Genomic DNA, 19,027 nt, shown 5'->3' with positions numbered 1-19,027 from the left:
TGTCATTGCAGATGGTCTTTTTGGTTAACAATCGTCTTATTCAGTTCTCCACCAAATAAGACGATTGGATTACAGGCTGCGGTATAAGCCGATTACTTTTCCCAAAATGGAAACATTATCGTAAATTAAAGGTTCCATTGTAGCGTTTTCTGGCTGCAGGCGAATATGATTTTTTTCTTTAAAAAATCGTTTGACAGTCGCTTCTGTTTCTTCTGTCATAGCTACTATGATATCCCCGTTTTCTGCAGTGTTTTGTTGTTTGACAATGACCTTGTCCCCATTTAAAATCCCTGCTTCGATCATACTGTCCCCTTCAATTATTAACACAAATAATGTGGAATTTCCTTGCAGATCACTTTGTGGTATTGGAATATACTCTTCGATATTCTCTACTGCAGTAATAGGCAGCCCAGCCGTAACTTTCCCAATGACAGGTGCAAAGGTGGGTTCCATTTTAGGAACATCCCATTCACCTTCCTGCTGTAGTATTTCAATGGCTCTTGGCTTAGTAGGATCACGCCTTATATAGCCCTTCTTCTCCAATCTTGCTAAGTGTCCATGTACTGTAGAACTCGATGCTAATCCTACTGCTTCCCCAATTTCTCTCACAGAAGGCGGATAACCTTTTAATTCCACTTGCTCTTTTATATATTCCAGAATATCTTCTTGCCGCTTTGATAGGTTTGTCATAACTTTCACCCCATAGACGTAATATTTAATAATCATAGTATAACACAGGAAAATAAATCTGACAAACATTCGTTCGAAAAAAGTGTTGACATGAACGTTTGTTCCTGTATAATGAAATTACGAACAAAAGTTCTAAGGAGGGAAATAACATGCTAAAGAATATGACAAAAGTGGATTTCTTTTATTTATTATCTTTTGTTTTTGCTATTATTTTTTTCTATATTGCAGCAGTAAATAATATCTAAGATGGGGAATCAATATGAGAACAGCCATTATATATTGCCGAGTCAGTACGGAGAAAGAGACGCAAGAAAGCTCCATTCAACGACAACAAGAAGAACTAGAAGAGTTTGCAGTCAATCACCATATTTCTATTTACCGAACAATCAAGGAAAAACAGAGCGGATATGATATTGAACGCGAAGGCGTATTTGCAATGCTGTCTGTCTTTCAAAATGGTCAGGCAGACACCCTGTTAATTCAGGATGAAACAAGACTTGGAAGAGGGAATACTAAGATCGCTTTATTACATCAGTTAACCAAATTAAATGTAACGATCTATTCTTTGTCGCATCACGGCGAACTCCAATTATCAGAGGGAGATTCTATGGTGCTGCAAATTGTCTCTATCGTTGAAGAATATCAACGGAAATTGCATAATGCCAAAATCAAAAGAGGGATGAATAAGGCTATCCAAAATGGATATAATCCGGCACAAAACTTATCTAATCTCACGCAAGCCCAGGGAAGAGAACGGATTGAGTTCCCAATAGATGAGGTGCTCCGTTTAAGAGAAAAGAAATTGACCTTTCGTGAAATTGCTTCTATCTTAAGAGGGATGGGATACGATGTGTCGAAGGCAACCGTTCACCGAAGATATCAAGAATATCAAACACTTGAAAACTCAAAACATCCAGATTAAAATGGAAACAGGATGGACAGGATAAAGATATTGAATAACTGTCAAAAGTAAGTGAGGTGAAGTCTGGATGTTATCTGAAGAAAAAATTGCTAGAATAAATGAGCTTGCTAATAAAGCAAAAAAAACGGAATTAAGTGAAGAAGAAAAACAGGAACAAGCTGAATTAAGACAAGCCTACCTTAAAAATGTACGAAAATCATTTAAAAATCATATGAAAGGGATGACTGTCGTTGATCCAAACGGGAATGACGTCACACCTGAAAAGCTCAGGAAATTCCAAAGGAAACAGAAATAAGCGACGATCGTGCACGAACAACTTCATTCCCTAGTTCTTGTTGTTCGTTTGCTTTTTCATAACCCGCTACACTGCATGCAGAAAACAGCTTGGAAAAGACAAATGATCTGCCAAGCCATTCTCCGGTGCAGTTTTTTGTTGTAAGAACGGAGAATTAAGAAGAAAATTGACTGATTTACTTGTCATTCATGCCATTTCGTTATAGGATTATAGATGTGCGTACATATTTGAATATCGAAAGGAGAAAAATGATGTCAAACCAAACAGAACAATTGTCGATTAACACGATAAGAACATTGGCGATAGATGCAATTGAGAATGCTAATTCAGGCCACCCAGGCTTGCCAATGGGGGCTGCGCCAATGGCTTACAAACTTTGGACCGAATATATGAACATTAATCCGAAGAACTCCCAATGGTTTAATAGAGACCGTTTTGTACTTTCTGCGGGTCATGGTTCTATGTTATTGTACAGCCTTTTACATCTATCTGGTTTTGATGTAACAATTGATGACTTGAAAGGATTTCGTCAGTGGGATTCAAGAACACCTGGTCACCCAGAAGTTCATCATACAGATGGGGTAGAAGCTACCACAGGACCTCTAGGTCAAGGTATTGCTATGAGTGTCGGTATGGCAATGGCAGAAAAACATTTAGCAGGCATGTATAATAAGCCGGATTACCCAGTTGTGGATCATTACACTTTTGCCATAGTAAGTGATGGTGACTTAATGGAAGGTATATCTCATGAGGCTTCTTCCTTAGCCGGGCATCTTCAATTAGGTAAGTTGATCGCTTTATATGATTCTAACGATATTTCGTTGGATGGAGAGTTAAACAAGGCATTTTCCGAAAATGTTCCCGGACGTTTTGAGGCTTATGGCTGGCAGGTTCTTCGTGTAGAAGATGGCAACGATACACAGGCTATTTCTGATGCGATTGAAAAAGCGAAAACAAACACGGATCAACCAACACTTATTGAAGTTAAAACGATTATTGGTTATGGTTCGCCGAACAAGTCTGCTTCTGCCGCTTCACATGGTGCAGCATTGGGGGCCGATGAAGTTAAATTAACAAAAGAGTTTTACAACTGGGATTATGAAGACTTCCATGTACCTGAAGAGGTTTATCAAGACTTCCATACAAAAATTGTTGAAGACGGTCAAACCAAGGAACAAGAGTGGAATCAATTATTGGAAGACTATAAAAAGGCGTATCCGGAACTAGGAAAAGAACTTGAAACGGCGATAAATAAAGAACTTCCAAAAGATTGGGATAAGAACTTACCAGTATATGAAGCAGGTAAAGATGAAGCTGCTACTCGTGCTACTTCTGGCGAGGTATTAAATGCAATTGCCGAAGCAGTGCCAACGTTGTTTGGTGGTAGTGCAGATTTGGCAGGTTCCAATAAAACTAATCTAAACAATGATGGAGACTTCTCTGCAAATGAACCTGCAAACCGAAATATTTGGTTTGGAGTACGTGAATTTGCTATGGCTGCCGCTCTAAATGGTATGGCATTACATGGTGGATTAAAAGTATTTGGTGGTACATTCTTTGTGTTCAGTGATTATTTACGACCTGCTGTCAGATTGGCAGCGATACAAAATCTCCCTGTCACTTATGTATTAACACACGATTCCATCGCTGTTGGTGAGGATGGACCAACACATGAACCAGTGGAACAGTTAGCTGCATTTAGAGGTATGCCAAACTTGTCTGTTATTCGTCCAGCAGATGGTAATGAAGTACAAGCCGCATGGCGTTTAGCTCTTGAATCGACAGATCAACCAACTGCTCTTGTACTCACACGACAAGGCTTACCAACGTTGGAAGGTACAGCAGAACATGCATATGAAGGTGTGAAAAAAGGTGGGTATGTAGTCAGTCCTGCATCTAAAGAAACACCAGATGCCATTCTTGTAGCAACTGGATCAGAGGTTCAGCTGGCAGTGAAAGCACAGGCGCAATTAAAAGCAGAAGGAAAAGATGTTAGTGTAGTAAGCATTCCTTCATGGGACCGTTTTGATGCCCAAGATGCAGCATATAAAGAAGCAGTACTGCCGAAAGCTGTAAGCAAACGTGTTGCGATTGAAATGGCTGCTTCCCTAGGCTGGGAGCGTTACGTAGGCATCGAAGGTAAAATTATTTCCATCGATCGCTTTGGTGCTTCTGCTAAAGGCGATAAAATTATTGAAGAATATGGCTTTACCGTGGAAAATGTAGTGAATCATGTAAATGAATTATTCTAAAAAATGGGACGAGGTATTCCTCGTCCCATTTTTTCACTTTATAATGCCTTAAAGTATTCTCGTTGTTTGTTGCTCATCTTAAAAAAAATGCATAAGTAATGTACGTATGTTGGAAAAACTTATATCATGATGACCTACAGCTCTGGTTCATAAAACAAGTGCTTGTATTATAAGTTAATTTTTACTATACTGTATAAGAGACAGTTTGAAGGAGGAACGAGGGAATGAGCACTTTTATCTGGATTATACTAATCGTTGTCGCTCTTCTAGCAGGTGTTGCGCTGGGCTTCTTTATTGCGAGAAAGTATATGATGAACTATCTAAAGAAAAATCCACCAATTAATGAACAAATGTTGCGTACTTTGATGATGCAAATGGGACAAAAACCAAGTCAGAAAAAGATAAAACAAATGATGCGTTCTATGAATAATCAAATGGATAAAAAATAACCTATTTTTGATTATAAATGCTGATGGATTAGGCTTCTACAGCCGATAAAAAATTACGTGGTTAATTTTCTAAAAAGTCACTTTCCTGTATAAAAAATTAAACAGGAGAGTGGCTTTTTTATTGTAAGAAAAGAAGCCTATGACGTCAAACTAATTGACATACAGATAAGTTTTGTATGATATTAAATAGCAGATTTATCAATTCCATGTCGTAAAGTTGATGGTTTGTCTATATTAGGAAGTGCTCTAGAAATAAGTTCCACTACTGCAAGGTAAGGCTCTAACCTACTAAAGGTTATCTTATCTCCGTCTAACTATAACGTCTTGGTATATTTAAATTACACTAGGAACGAAAGGGGATTAAATAATGAGTATCAAAAGATGTTTGGCTATTGCAGAAGACGTATTTTAACGTGAAATAGCACAAGATCTTGGTTCATTAGGTGGGAACGTTTTAAGTGGGAACTTAGATGGGGCGATACTAATGGATAACTCGCCTATCTAACCGCAATCCTCAATGGATCATTTGGTCCACTGATGATACAATGTATGCAAATGAGCATAATCTCAATGATGAAATCAGCATTTGCATAACTGTTGACTGATTTTTTTATATTATACTGCAGCTAGGAGGAGAAAACAGATGAAAAAAGTAAAAATAGCTGATAGAGAAGTATTCCCAATAGGTTTAGGCACTTTGAACATGGGAGACAAACCAAATAAACGAGAACAAGAAGTGAAAGCCATACAAACTGGAATAGATAACGGCGTGCAGGTTATTGACACAGCTGAAATGTATGGAAACGGGAATTCCGAGCAATTGGTAGCACAAGCTATCCAACCATATCTTCAACAGCGGGATGATTTGTTTCTGATTTCCAAGGTACTGCCTTCCAACGCTTCTAAGCAGCAATTGCCAATTAGTCTTGATCATAGTTTAAAAAGATTGAAGGTGGATTATTTGGATCTATATTTACTTCATTGGCAGGGTAACATCCCGCTTCAAGAGACTGTAGAGGCGTTAGAAAAAGCCAAAAACCAAGGCAAAATCAAAGCATGGGGTGTTTCTAATTTGGATACAGCCGATATGGAACAAATATGGACCTTTCCAGAAGGGGGGAATTGTGCTGCCAACCAGGTACGTTATAATTTGGCAGATCGAGGGATTGAATATGATTTAGTACCGTTCATGAGTAAACAGAGAATACCGGTGATTGCTTATGCACCGGTTGATCGTCATGATAGCTCCGGTACAAGATTGACCGAGCAACGTGTTTTAAAAGAAATAGCTAAAAAGCATCAAGCAGATATTTTTCAAATTTTATTAGCCTGGACTATCCGCAATGGAGAAACCATCGCTATACCGCAATCCAGCAACCCTACTCACGTGTTCCATAATGTCAAGGCAGCGGACATCCAATTAACAGCACAAGATCTTAAACAAATAGATACCGTCTTTCCCGAACCTAACAAGAAGCAACCGCTTGCATTATGGTGAATATGAACGTTGATATTAGTAAAGCACAGAAAAAAGTTTCGCGGCTATAAATAAGGCTGTCGAATTATTTTGACGGGCTTTACTTGCTCGAGGTGATAGGGGACCCTTTGTACGGAAAAAGGTCAGACTAACCACTTAAGGAAAAATATCATGCCCATGATTGTTCCAAAAGAGAAGATGACAAAAACGTAACAAAATGGTCAGATTAGAATACTTGCTTATTTTTTCTATCGGTCTTATGATAGGGTATAGTAATGATATATAACGATACCTTATCGTTTGTTTGAGGTGACGAATTTTGACAGAAGTCAATCTATTTATTGCATTTGGGGCAGGGTTTCTATCCTTTATTTCACCATGTGTACTTCCGCTTTATCCAGCTTTTTTGTCCTATATTACGGGTATGAGTGTCAGTGATATTAAAGAAGACAACGCCATGTTCAATTATAAAAGTATTCTACATACGTTGTTTTTCCTGTTGGGATTTTCTAGCATTTTTGTTTTGCTAGGGTTTGGTACCAGCTTTTTAGGTGGTTTTCTTAATCAATATGATACTTTAATTAGACAAGTTGGAGCAATTATCATTATCTTTTTTGGGCTCGTCATCATTGGGGCGCTTAAATTCGATTTTCTGATGAAAGAGAAAAAGATTCGTTTTAAGAATAAACCAGCGGGTTTCCTCGGCACGTTTCTAGTGGGAATGGCTTTTTCTTTGGGCTGGACACCATGTACAGGTCCCATCCTTTTGGCGGTAATGTCCTTGGCAGCAACTAATACGGAAATGGGTATTATATTGATGACCTCCTATTCTCTAGGTTTTTCAATTCCGTTCTTTATTTTGGCATTTTTTATTGGTAAAATGAAATGGATAAAGCGTAATGCTCCAAGATTAGTGAAGATAGGCGGTTATGTGATGATCTTTATGGGGTTCTTTCTGTTTTTCGACTGGATGACAGATTTAACCTCCTATTTAGCCACATTCTTTAATTTCCGAGGGTTTTAGACAAAAGAAATATTTGTGTTAGGGGGAGTTTTATTTGGTGGAAAAGAATAACTTAATCTTAAAAACAGCCACTGTCTTTATTGCCTTCATTCAATTCGGCTTTGCTATTTATTTGTTTTTTGCCGGACATAATGCGCCAGGCGGAGGTTTTGTCGGCGGACTGATGACAGCGGCAGCTATCGTATTAATGTATATGGCATATGGAGAAGCAATTATAAATAAAGTACTGCCAATTAATTACCAAACATTGATTGTCATTGGCTTACTAATTGCTATCGGCACAGGTGTGGGATCGTTTGCATTTGGAGAGCCTTTTTTAAGTCAAACCTTTGATTATTTTCACTTTCCTATTTTTGGTGAGATGGAATTAGCAACGGCACTATTCTTTGATTTAGGTGTTTATTTAACCGTTATTGGTGTCACCATGACGATTGTGTTAACTATATCACAGGACAGAGCATAAAAATATAATACGCAGCGAGGACACGACATATTATTTCCGTGTTTTTGCTGCGTATTTTTTGTTCTTATAGTCATCAGGGGAGTATTGAAAATAGTGCTCATAGGATGCAAGATCAATCTCTTTTTCCTGCAATTTTTTTCTTAAGAATTTATGGTCACGTTTTGGAGTGGCCATAATGTACCCTTGAATTAAGGTATCCTGTGTAACGTACGATTCCTTTTTGCGCAAGGTTAGTTCACCGATCTTGCCGGCAATTTTCTCTCGAGCTACGTCACGGAACAATTCAGGGACGGGGCTGACTAACTCTTCTAGAAGGTTTTTTTCTTTGTCCTGCCATAAGTGTTTTGTTTCTTGGATATAATAATTTTCCCAATCCAAATCAGATTTCCCGTCTTGTTTAGGTAACCTTTTTAGAAATTTACGGAACATAAAGAAACCGCCTATCGACATTAAACCTAGCAGTATGAAGGTCCATATCACGATAAATAACATAAATGTAAAACTCAATTCGATCACCTGCCTTCGATATTTTTTTAAAAAAAACGAGCATGTTAGCGGTTTTTTTGCTAACTATTGGAAATGATTATTTTATTTTTTCTGAAAGTATAGTAATATAACAATGAATCTTAAATTCAGTCATTAAAATCCATATTTCTCATACAATATATCAAGTCGTTGATATTATAGCATGTTTGCGCACTTCAAGAAAATAATTTACTTAGCTGGAATTGGAGGGGAAGTGTTTGCTTTATGATGGAGATCGAATCACAGAGATAAGTACTGGTAGAGTTACAGACAGTGAATTTTCATTAGTAACAATTCCGAAACAAATGAGACAGCAGATCGAAAGACATGGGTTTGATATTATATGTATAAGTGATCATTTAGGGAAGATCGAATATGTCTCAGAGTCTGTCCAAAGGGTGTTGGGCTTTGCAAAACAAGAGGTAATGGGAAGGTCCATATTCCGATACCTCATGCATGAAGACAAGCTGTTTTTACTAAGGAACTTCGATATCGATAGGTCACTTGAGCATGGGGAGAAATCCTTTCTTCATCTCCGCAATCATTTGGGCAGATATATGATTTTTGAGGCAATGCTTTATGCTTTCTATTGGAATGGAGAGCGAAAGGTCATGTCGTTATTAAAAGACACAACCGATCAAAAGCAGGCCGAGGAAGTGTTGATTCGATCAGAAAAGATGTCGATTACGGGTCAATTGGCCGCAGGGATAGCACATGAAATCAGAAATCCACTTACTTCTTTGAAAGGATTTATGCAATTATTACAAAATGGCATTTCGAACAAAGAAGAATATTACACCATCATGATGGATGAAATTGATAAAATTATTGCAATAACTTCCGAATTGTTATTTTTATCAAAACCCATGACCAATGACAGGAATCAGGAGAGTATTAATAAAATGCTCCGAGACGTAATCACCCTACTATATACAGAAGCCAATCTATATAATATTGATATTGTCTTGGAGACAGATGAAGATGTACTTGTTACTTGTGACTGTTCACAGATGAAACAAGTGTTTATTAATTTAATCAAAAATGCGATCGAAGAAATGGAAGAAGGGGGATTGATCCATATTGTCATTAATCGAAAGGAAAGTGGTTGTGTCATTTCCATTCAGGATCAAGGGCCTGGTATTCCTGCGCATTTGATCGATAAACTCAAGGAGCCGTTTTTTACGACAAAGAAGAATGGAACCGGACTTGGGCTTATGATTTGTAATCAAATTATCACGAATCATCAAGGGAAGCTGGAAATTGATTCGGAGGTCGGGAATGGTAGTACGTTCCATATTCATTTGCCGTTTGAAGTTCATTAGATGGCTATCATTTTTATTTATATATAGATTAATTTCGACTTTTTGCGGTGAATCAATTTACTTATAAACCGATTTCAGATAAAATAATAGGGGTATGGGCTATATGATAATATAGTAGTGTAGGAGAATGAGAGTTTTTCACTCCAATTTTTTGTCAAGGGGGTAATTGACTGAATGAGTAATCAAAATTCATTTCAAACAAAAAAGCAATTTGAATTGAACGGAAAAACGTATAACTATTATCAATTAAAAGCTTTAGAAGAAGCAGGTGTCGGTAACATTGACCGTTTACCTTTTTCCATTCGTGTGTTATTGGAATCATTAATTCGACAACAGGATGGACGTGTCATACAAGATGGACATATCAAAAGTTTAGCTAACTGGGGAAAAGAGAAAGGGGAGGATGTGCCATTCAAACCATCTCGCGTTATTTTGCAGGATTTCACTGGTGTTCCAGCAGTAGTTGACTTGGCTTCTTTACGTAAAGCGATGGTCGATATGGGTGGCTCACCTGACAGTATTAACCCAGAAGTACCCGTCGATCTAGTTATTGACCACTCTGTACAAGTGGATGAGTATGGTACAACGAATGCATTACAAGCAAACATGGAACTTGAATTTGAACGAAACGCCGAGCGTTACGAATTCTTAAATTGGGCACAGAAAGCATTTGATAACTACCGCGCGGTACCACCAGCAACTGGTATTGTGCACCAAGTCAATCTAGAATATATTGCTAATGTGGTACATGCCATAGAGAACCAAGATGGCGAGATTGATACATTTCCTGACACCTTAGTGGGAACGGATTCCCATACTACCATGATCAATGGTCTAGGTGTTCTTGGCTGGGGTGTTGGTGGTATTGAAGCAGAAGCAGGTATGCTTGGACAACCTTCTTATTTTCCTGCTCCAGAAGTAATTGGTGTTAAATTCACAGGAAGTTTTCCAAATGGAACTACGGCAACAGACTTAGCCCTTAAGGTTACCCAAGTGCTTCGTGAAAAGAAAGTAGTAGGCAAGTTTGTAGAATTCTTTGGACCGGGGCTTCAAGATATGCCGCTTGCTGACCGTGCAACTATTTCTAACATGGCGCCGGAATATGGTGCAACATGTGGTTTCTTCCCCGTAGATCAAGAGGCATTAAACTATCTTCGTCTTACCGGCCGAAGTGAAGAGCAAATTGATTTAGTGGAGAAATATTGTAAAGAAAACAGCTTATGGTATTCTCCTGATCAGCCAGATGCCGATTTCACCGAATTAGTAGAAATTAATTTATCCGAATTAGAACCTAACCTTTCTGGACCAAAACGTCCACAAGACTTAATTCCCTTATCCGCGATGCAGAATTCATTTAATCAAGCAATCACTGCTCCGGCTGGCAATCAAGGTTTTGGATTAGATAAGGATGAATTTGATAAAATGGTAGAAATTGATCATCCAAACGGAAAAAAATCAGTGATGAAAACCGGTGCTGTAGCTATTGCTGCTATTACTTCTTGTACGAATACATCCAACCCATATGTGATGCTAGGGGCTGGTTTACTAGCGAAGAAGGCAGTGGAGAAAGGATTGTCTGTGCCTGATTATGTCAAAACATCTTTGGCACCAGGTTCTAAAGTAGTAACAGGGTATTTAGAAGACGCTGGGCTTACGCCTTATCTAGATCAATTAGGCTTTAACCTTGTAGGCTATGGATGTACGACATGTATCGGTAACTCTGGTCCGTTACGTGAAGAAATCGAAAAAGGAATTGCCGACAATGATCTGACGGTTGCTTCTGTATTGTCTGGTAACCGTAACTTTGAAGGTCGTATCCATCCGCTTGTTAAAGCGAACTACTTGGCTTCTCCGCCGTTAGTCGTTGCCTACGCACTAGCTGGGACGGTGGATATCGACTTGAAAAATGATCCGATTGGTCAAGATCAAGAGGGTAATGACGTATTTTTTGATGATATTTGGCCTTCAATGGAAGAAGTTCGTCAAGAGGTGGCACAAGTAGTAACACCTGAAATCTTCCGCAGAGAGTACGAGAATGTATTTAACTCTAATGAAAAATGGAATCAAATTGAAACAACGGACGAGCCATTGTATACTTGGAATGAAGACTCCACTTATATTCAAAACCCGCCGTTCTTTGAAAACCTTGCTAAGGAACCAGGTAAGGTAGAAACACTTTCTAATATGCGTGTTGTTGGTAAATTTGGTGATTCCGTCACAACAGACCATATCTCACCAGCAGGTGCGATTGCCAAAGATATGCCAGCAGGACAATATTTACAAGCAAAGGATGTATCTCCACGTTATTTTAACTCTTACGGTTCTCGTCGTGGAAATCATGAGGTTATGATGCGCGGTACATTCGCTAATATTCGTATTAAAAACCAATTAGCACCTGGGACAGAAGGTGGTTTTACTACCTATTGGCCAACGGGTGACGTGATGCCGATTTATGATGCAGCGATGAAATATCAACAAGATAATACAGGTCTTGTCGTATTAGCAGGTAACGATTATGGTATGGGAAGCTCGCGTGACTGGGCTGCTAAAGGGACCAATCTACTTGGAATCAAAACGGTTATTGCACAAAGTTTTGAGCGAATTCACCGTTCTAACCTTGTTATGATGGGCGTGCTGCCATTGCAATTCCAAGATGGAGACAGTCCTGATTCTCTTGGGTTGACAGGTAAAGAGACATTTGAGGTGCAAGTGGATGAAACAGTTCAACCACGTGATCTTGTAAAAGTGATTGCTACCGATGAAGACGGAAAAACCACAGAATTTGAAGTGATTGCTCGTTTTGATAGTGATGTGGAAGTAGATTATTATCGACATGGTGGAATCCTGCAAATGGTATTACGAAATAAACTAGCATAAACAATGGAAAGAGACTGGGATCCCCGGTCTCTTTTTTTGTGCAAAGGTAAGAAAGCTTAGAGCGTCCGAGCATAGGTCATCACCTATAGCGGGTGGGAATCCCGTCGGGAAAAGAGCTAGCCACTCATCCGTAGCGAGTCTTGGAGGATGGCAGGTAACTGCAATCTTTAAGCGTAGACAGCAAGACAGTGGGCCGCAAGCCAAATGGTTGAAGGAATAGAGCCCCGAAAACTTAGAAATGGGAAAGCTGATGAGTTTATGCTCTCAGAAAGCAACATGGTCTTCGCCGACAAATGGCAAGGAGAAGACGATTTCCCCGGGGTCCGAGACCGGGGCACGCTGGATATGGTTAGGTGATGGCAACTCGGGAGGTCCTGTTCCGTCTTTCCACATAAGGAGAGTATGATGAACAAGCGATAAGAAAGTGAGGACATCAAATGCGGAACAGGAAGTCGGAGGATCGACATAGTAGTGAGAATATCGGGTAACGCGGATGGAGTGAAGGTCGATCCCTCCGTTTTCGTCCTTAGAGGAGACACATGATCTACACGCAGAGGTAGGAGGATATATATCATGCACACAAAACTGGTAAGGATAGCAGAATTAGCAAAATCGAATCAAAAGATGACCTTTACATCGCTCGCCCACCTACTCAACGTGGAGGCACTAAAGGCATGTCATCGAGAACTAGCGGCAAACAAAGCAACGGGTATCGATCAGGTAACCAAACAATTATATGAAGAAAATCTGCATGACAATCTGGTGGACCTCGTCCAACGCATGAAAGGGAAGAAGTATCGACCACAGCCCGTCAAGCGTACGTATATCGAGAAAAGCGATAGCAAGAAGAAAAGACCATTGGGCATTCCAGCGTACGAAGACAAAATCGTACAAAGAGGAATCGCCAAGATCTTAACCGCTATCTATGAACAAGATTTCTTAGCGAGCTCTTTTGGTTTTCGTCCTCATCGGAACGGTCATGACGCCCTGAAGGTGCTTAATGTCTATATCGAGAAACGGTATACGAACTACATCGTGGACGCAGATATTAAGGGATTCTTTGACCATGTGGATCATACATGGCTCATGAAGTTTCTAGAACATCGGATAGCCGATCCAAGTCTATTGCGCTTGATTGGTAGATTTCTCAAAGCAGGATATATGGAACAAGGAAGCAAGTTACCTACCGATCGAGGCACTCCTCAAGGTGGACTTATATCCCCCATATTAGGGAATATATACCTTCATTATGTATTGGATCTCTGGTTTGAGAAAAGGATCCGAAAACAATATAAGGGGAAAGCATATATCGTGCGCTATGCGGATGATCTTGTGTGTTGTTTCTCTTACAAAGCGGAAGCCGATCGTTTCTATCGGGAACTGAAAGAAAGATTAGACACCTTCCACCTGGAAATGTCGGAAGAAAAGACAAAGGTGCTGGCTTTCGGGCGATATGCCGAGGAGAACAGCAAGCGAAAAGGGAAGAAGAAACCAGATACGTTTGATTTTCTAGGCTTTACACACTACTGTAGCAAGAGCCAGCAAGGAAAGTTTCGGGTGAAACGAAAGACTTCCCGGAAGAAAATGCAGGCAAAACTCAAGCAGTGTAATCAATGGTTACGATCGATACGCAACCAAGGAAGTGGTGTCATCATGGACAAAGTACAACGAGCCATGAGAGGATACTATAACTACTATTGTATCACAGATAACAGTCGCGCCGTGGAAGAGTTTCGATACCAGATCAAACGAATAGTGTTTAAATGGTTCAACAGAAGGAGCCAGCGGAAGTCCTTCGACTGGGAGAAGTTCCAGTTGTTTCTAAGAAGATTTCCCATCCCGAAGCCAAAAGTAAAGGTAAATATCTATGAGTTGAGAAAATAAATTAGCTATATTTTGTGAAGGAAGATGGAGGAGAGCCGTGTGCGGTAGTTCCGCTCGCACGGTTCAACGAGGGGAGAGAGGCACAATCCAACCGGAAAGGCGCTCTCCTACTCTACGAATTCTGAGTATGAAAGGATGTGGACCGATTTTGATCTTGAACGAATGGTGGTACCGATAAGATAGATGATGTTAAGTAAAAGGCTATTCCAAGTGATCATGTTGAACGTTTTTATGTGCTAGGAAACGCTCCGGAAATAGGTTCCGCTGGGTAGTAGCACTACAATCGAATGACTGTTAGGATGAGATGAAGTGTTCCAGACACTATATTTCTGCCAATAAGCAAACCGCATAACCTTTTTCTGAGAACGGCTTGATCCTATGTTATGACTTTTATATTTGTACCATGATCCATTACGCAGCCGAAGAATCCGTTGACGATTTTTCCCTTTTGCTACAACAGTATCTAGGTACCTAGAACGCTTTCTCCTTGCAGTGATAACTATTGTTGTACTTCAATCTAGCGGAGGAAATAGGTGTAGACTGGAAAATGGTTTACAGGCTAAAATCGCAACGTCCTGTTGCAACGCCTGCACTTGCACGTCCTGTGCATCGCAGGACGAGCTGAAGATCCACTTGTAAAAGTGCTCTTCTTTTGCAAATTAGCTGAAGCCGGCCCCACGGTATAGGAAACACGGCGAGAGTGTTCTTTACTCGAGTCGCTTGTTGACTTATGCCCTGTGGGTAAAAGCGCAGCATATTCCCGGAGCGCTCGCCTAGCATAAAAAAACGGGCAAACTCACCACTAAAGAAAAGCAAACTACTTTACATAATCTATCTTATCGGCAGTTCAGTGGCTACTTTTAGTTATTCGTAAAGGACCGGGCGAATTTTTTCCGATTTTTCTTAAAAGAAGAAAGTATTATTCTTGATATTATAGGAGTGGAACGATTTTGATCTTAAATGAACTGACAGTCAGTAGCTCTTTTTGATTAGCAATAAAGGACTCATCTGTATTTTATTGTAATAAGTTAAAAAGATGACAGAAGGTAATACGAGTGTGGTTGAATATGTCCGCGTATTTGGCTACAAACTTTTTTATTTACTATAACATTATTATGTAAACTAATAAAATTGATTGTTAGACGCTTGTCCTGAAATTCGTTATAATAAGGTTTAATGTAATCATTTTCTAATGTAGTAGGTGAAGCAGCATGTGGAAAAATATCCTTTCCGTTGGTATTCTTGTGAGTTTAATCGTTGTCGTGTTAGTGATGAATGCCAATGATTTATTTAACCTAGAAGAGCAAGACCCAAATATTGTAGATGTGACAGGGGATACCTCTGCCGAAGGAGTGACGATTACGGCTCCTAATGTATCGCAATTGCAAGAAGGGGGGACGGCACCTGCCTTTTCTTTAGAGACCTTATCAGGAGATCAGTTAGAGGCGTTTGATCAGGAACAAGACTTTATTTTTTTAAACTTCTGGGCGACATGGTGTCCGCCTTGTGTGGATGAGATGCCAGATCTCCAAAAATTTCAAGACAACCATCAAGATAAGATACAAGTCCTTGCTGTTAACGTAACCGATGTCGAACGCTCTCGGAATAAAGTAGATAACTTTGTTCATGATCTTGACTTAGAATACCCGATTTTATTAGATGAGGAAAGTGAGATATACGATCTCTATTCGATCATCAACATGCCTACTTCATTTATCATTCGTACCGAGGACCAGCAGATCATGAAACGAATAAATGGACCGTTGACCTATGAACAAATGGAAGAAGAATTAATGAGCTTAACAGAGGATAAGCGTTAAATAGGAGGGGGATGTTTATGACATTACAAAGATGGGAACAAATCAAAGCGAAGATCTTCCAATGGAACTCGCTGGACGACATTCCACCTTTCACAGAAATTGAGATTTTGCGAATATTGGATACATTAGAGCAAGAATCCATTGAAGCGGACAAGGACAGCCTGGCCATATTATACAGCATGTTGATTTTTTATCGATTAAAGCGAAATGTTACGGATGACCATTTGCAAAAACAGATAGAGGGATGGAAGCAGGAAACCGAGCAGCCGATCATTAAAGAGATGCAGTCACTTCATCATTATTTGTCGGTTTACAATGAATTTGTAGCGATTGATTGGCTGCAATACCAGCTTCGCGAAACCGATTTTGACCCGGTTAAATTAAGAAAATCAAAGGGTTTGTTGAAGGAAATAGGGCAGATCGAGCCGCTAAAAATGGAGCAAACAGCAAGCAATTCAAAAATTGGCAAGGCCTATCATCAGTTATTTAACCAGATAGAACAAATCGAAGACATCGCAGAGGGCATGGTGTACGCACTGGAACAGCGGAAATCAACTAAAGATATTCAGCCATACAATGAAGCAGTGGAGCAGCTTCGGTATTTCATCACCTTGTTTTATGATGCCTTACCAGAGGTAATGAAGGAAGAAGTGTCAGCAGATCCGTTAGAAGAATTAAATCAAATGGTTGGGTTAGAGGACGTCAAACAGTATATTAATCAGTACTATCATTATTTGAAATATCAACAGCAACGGAAAGAGGCAGGTTTTCAAATGAATGATGAGCAGGGACTCCACATGGTGATCACTGGGAACCCTGGAACTGGTAAGACGACGATTGCCAGACTGCTGGCGACTATTTATCATCGTTTAGGTATTTTAAAAACGGATCAGGTGGTAGAAGTAAACCGATCACAGCTGGTTGGTTCTTTTATGGGCCAGAGTGAGGAGAATACCCTTAATTATGTCAAAAAGGCGTTAGGAGGGGTTTTATTTATTGATGAGGCCTACAACCTGAAACGCGAAGATCAACCGGGAAATGACTATGGTCAAGCTGTCATTGATACATTAGTATCCAGTATGACAAGTTATGAATATGCAGAGCAATTTGTCGTGATTCTTGCGGGATATCCGGAAGAAATGGAGCATTTCCTATGGGCTAATCAAGGTCTGCGTAGTCGTTTTCCAGAGGGGAACCTAATTAAACTGCCAGATTTTAATGACGAAGAGCTATTGCAAATTGGAGAAGATACCGCCCTGCAGAACGATTATTTTTTCACAGAAAAAGCGAGAAATCGTTTTCTTTCATTAATTGAGAAAGCAAGGGTGGATGACTCTTTTGGTAATGCACGGACGGTTAAGGATTTAGTACTTCAAGTTATTTTTCATATTGGAGCAAATCATCATATGACATTTGATGGTGACTGGATCAAGCATATGCGGATTACCGAAGGGGATATCACCGATTTGGATGATCAACAGGATACTTCTGTGCCAATGAACACCTTGGAACAATTAATCGGCCTGCGACAAGTCAAGGAAGAAGTCAAAAAATTATCTTCCTTTGTCCGAGTACAACAGAAACGGAAGTCTTTAGATTTGCCATCCGTTCCGATTCAATTGCATTCGGTGTTTTCAGGTAATCCAGGCACTGGGAAGACGACGGTCGCCAAGCTATTTGCACAAATTTTAAAACAATGTGGTCTTTTAAAGCGAGGTCATTTAGTAATTGCCTCTAGAAGCGATCTTGTTGCAGGTTATGTCGGACAAACGGCTGGCAAGACCAAGAATAAGATCAGACAAGCCTTAGGCGGTGTATTGTTTATCGATGAGGCTTATTCCTTATACCGTGGGGAAAGGGACTTCGGTAAAGAAGCCATTGATACGCTGGTGGATGAAATGACGAAACATAATGAGAACCTTGTGGTCATTTTAGCCGGATATAAAGATGAAATGGAACAATTCATTGCGAGTAACCCCGGTTTGGAATCTCGTTTTAAGAAGTATTTTCATTTTCAAGATTATACGGAGGATGAGCTGCTAGAAATGGTTCGTTACCATGTCATCTCCTACCAATACCAATTAGATGAAGAGGTACTCCCCTTTTTAAGGGAATGCTTTTCTGATCGCGTGATAGCAGGGAATGGCAGGTTCATTGTCAACCTTATTAATGAGGCGATTCAATACCAGGCCCTAAGAATGGATATGGATATAGAAGATCGTAAGCAATTACAATGTTTAACCAAAAAAGATTTTGAGCTAGCGTGGCAGTCAATTAGGAGGACGAAGTAATGAGAAAGGTTACAACACCAATTCAAGTCAGATATCAAGAAACAGATCAGATGGGAGTCGTTTATCATGCCAATTATTTAATTTGGTTTGAGATTGGCAGGACAGCATTTGTGGAATCACTAGGCTTTCAGTATCATGAAATGGAAGCAGAAGGAGTGGTTTCACCTGTAATAGATGCTGATATTCAATTCAAGCATCCTATTCGTTATGGAGAAGCAGCAACGGTAGAAACATGGCTTGAATCCTACAATGGTGTACGCACAACATATGGTTATCAGGTTTTGGATCAAGCAGGACAGCCCGCTGTAACAGGAACTACTCAGCATGTGATTGTAAGGAAAACGAATTTCAGACCACTTTCGTTAAAAAAACATTTTCCACAATGGGATCAAGCCTACCAACGTGCTCTGCATGGAGAAGCGCAATAATGGCCTTTGGTATTGACCGTCCGACGCTTAAACAGTGGAAACAGGATGTACAGCAAGGCAAAATCTCTTTTTTAACCCATTATTGGTTGGATGATCGTTTTCCTGACTGTACAACGGTAACCAAAGTAGGATGTAGTGATTATGGTAAGTTGGTCGCATGGGGGCAACGTTATGGTTTACAAGAACAATGGATCCATTTAGACCCGCAATTTCCGCATTTTGATTTGTTTGGCGGTATACAGAAGGATATTTTACAGAAGGAGAACCAATGGCAGCAAATTGAACAATTTCGTTTGTGATGCCGAGAT

16 protein-coding genes are annotated in these 19,027 nt (G+C 39.8%); 14 read left to right on the top strand and 2 right to left on the bottom strand.

Annotated features, from left to right (window positions below):
• Nucleotides 1-69: 69 nt before the first annotated feature.
• Nucleotides 70-690, bottom strand: a complete 621-nt coding sequence (lexA, locus tag BN6556_RS16950; protein ID WP_066193636.1) for a transcriptional repressor LexA — start codon at nucleotides 688-690, stop codon at nucleotides 70-72.
• Nucleotides 691-949: 259 nt separating this feature from the next.
• Here lexA and BN6556_RS16945 point away from each other — a divergent pair, with 259 nt between their 5' ends.
• From BN6556_RS16945 to BN6556_RS16915, 7 genes are all read left to right on the top strand, one after another.
• Entirely contained in the window at nucleotides 950-1,612 is a 663-nt protein-coding gene (locus tag BN6556_RS16945) for a YneB family resolvase-like protein (RefSeq protein WP_066193634.1), read from the top strand.
• Nucleotides 1,613-1,679: 67 nt separating this feature from the next.
• On the top strand, nucleotides 1,680-1,907 hold the full coding sequence (locus BN6556_RS16940; RefSeq protein WP_066193632.1) for a DUF896 domain-containing protein: 228 nt from the start codon (nucleotides 1,680-1,682) through the stop codon (nucleotides 1,905-1,907).
• A gap of 251 nt (nucleotides 1,908-2,158) precedes the next feature.
• Nucleotides 2,159-4,159: a transketolase gene (gene tkt, locus BN6556_RS16935; RefSeq protein ID WP_066193630.1), complete on the top strand. Its 2,001-nt coding sequence runs from the start codon at nucleotides 2,159-2,161 to the stop codon at nucleotides 4,157-4,159.
• A gap of 224 nt (nucleotides 4,160-4,383) precedes the next feature.
• The gene (locus BN6556_RS16930; protein WP_066193628.1) at nucleotides 4,384-4,608 is read left to right on the top strand and encodes a YneF family protein; all 225 of its coding nucleotides are present in this window, start codon (nucleotides 4,384-4,386) and stop codon (nucleotides 4,606-4,608) included.
• A gap of 643 nt (nucleotides 4,609-5,251) precedes the next feature.
• A complete protein-coding gene (locus BN6556_RS16925; protein WP_066193624.1) occupies nucleotides 5,252-6,106 on the top strand; it encodes an aldo/keto reductase in 855 nt (284 codons plus the stop codon).
• A 298-nt stretch (nucleotides 6,107-6,404) separates the two neighbouring features.
• Nucleotides 6,405-7,109, top strand: coding sequence for a cytochrome c biogenesis CcdA family protein (locus BN6556_RS16920; RefSeq protein ID WP_066193622.1), 705 nt, complete (start codon nucleotides 6,405-6,407; stop codon nucleotides 7,107-7,109).
• 34 nt (nucleotides 7,110-7,143) lie between these two features.
• Nucleotides 7,144-7,572 carry a Na(+)/H(+) antiporter subunit B gene (locus BN6556_RS16915; RefSeq protein ID WP_066193618.1) on the top strand — a complete coding sequence of 143 codons (429 nt, stop codon included), beginning with the start codon at nucleotides 7,144-7,146 and terminating at the stop codon, nucleotides 7,570-7,572.
• Between the two features lie 30 nt (nucleotides 7,573-7,602).
• Here BN6556_RS16915 and BN6556_RS16910 read toward each other — a convergent pair whose 3' ends face one another.
• Nucleotides 7,603-8,064: a DUF2621 family protein gene (locus tag BN6556_RS16910; protein WP_066193616.1), complete on the bottom strand. Its 462-nt coding sequence runs from the start codon at nucleotides 8,062-8,064 to the stop codon at nucleotides 7,603-7,605.
• A 251-nt stretch (nucleotides 8,065-8,315) separates the two neighbouring features.
• Here BN6556_RS16910 and BN6556_RS16905 point away from each other — a divergent pair, with 251 nt between their 5' ends.
• From BN6556_RS16905 to BN6556_RS16875, 7 genes are all read left to right on the top strand, one after another.
• On the top strand, nucleotides 8,316-9,419 hold the full coding sequence (locus BN6556_RS16905; protein ID WP_235817543.1) for an ATP-binding protein: 1,104 nt from the start codon (nucleotides 8,316-8,318) through the stop codon (nucleotides 9,417-9,419).
• 174 nt (nucleotides 9,420-9,593) lie between these two features.
• Entirely contained in the window at nucleotides 9,594-12,296 is a 2,703-nt protein-coding gene (gene acnA, locus BN6556_RS16900) for an aconitate hydratase AcnA (RefSeq protein WP_066193614.1), read from the top strand.
• Between the two features lie 573 nt (nucleotides 12,297-12,869).
• Entirely contained in the window at nucleotides 12,870-14,180 is a 1,311-nt protein-coding gene (ltrA, locus tag BN6556_RS16895; protein WP_066193613.1) for a group II intron reverse transcriptase/maturase, read from the top strand.
• A 1,211-nt stretch (nucleotides 14,181-15,391) separates the two neighbouring features.
• The gene (locus BN6556_RS16890; protein ID WP_066193612.1) at nucleotides 15,392-16,000 is read left to right on the top strand and encodes a redoxin domain-containing protein; all 609 of its coding nucleotides are present in this window, start codon (nucleotides 15,392-15,394) and stop codon (nucleotides 15,998-16,000) included.
• A gap of 17 nt (nucleotides 16,001-16,017) precedes the next feature.
• On the top strand, nucleotides 16,018-18,291 hold the full coding sequence (locus BN6556_RS16885; RefSeq protein ID WP_066193611.1) for an AAA family ATPase: 2,274 nt from the start codon (nucleotides 16,018-16,020) through the stop codon (nucleotides 18,289-18,291).
• A complete protein-coding gene (locus BN6556_RS16880) occupies nucleotides 18,291-18,719 on the top strand; it encodes an acyl-CoA thioesterase (RefSeq protein WP_066193609.1) in 429 nt (142 codons plus the stop codon). Before BN6556_RS16885 ends, BN6556_RS16880 begins: the two co-directional genes overlap by 1 nt.
• Entirely contained in the window at nucleotides 18,719-19,018 is a 300-nt protein-coding gene (locus BN6556_RS16875) for a hypothetical protein (protein ID WP_066193607.1), read from the top strand. The genes BN6556_RS16880 and BN6556_RS16875 overlap by 1 nt, the downstream gene beginning before the upstream one ends.
• Nucleotides 19,019-19,027: the final 9 nt, after the last annotated feature.

This window comes from Gracilibacillus timonensis (genome assembly GCF_900086715.1).
GTDB classification, from domain to species: domain Bacteria; phylum Bacillota; class Bacilli; order Bacillales; family Amphibacillaceae; genus Gracilibacillus; species Gracilibacillus timonensis.
The sequence above is the reverse complement of the archived record's forward strand: the minus strand, read 5'-3'. Positions and strand labels throughout refer to the sequence as shown.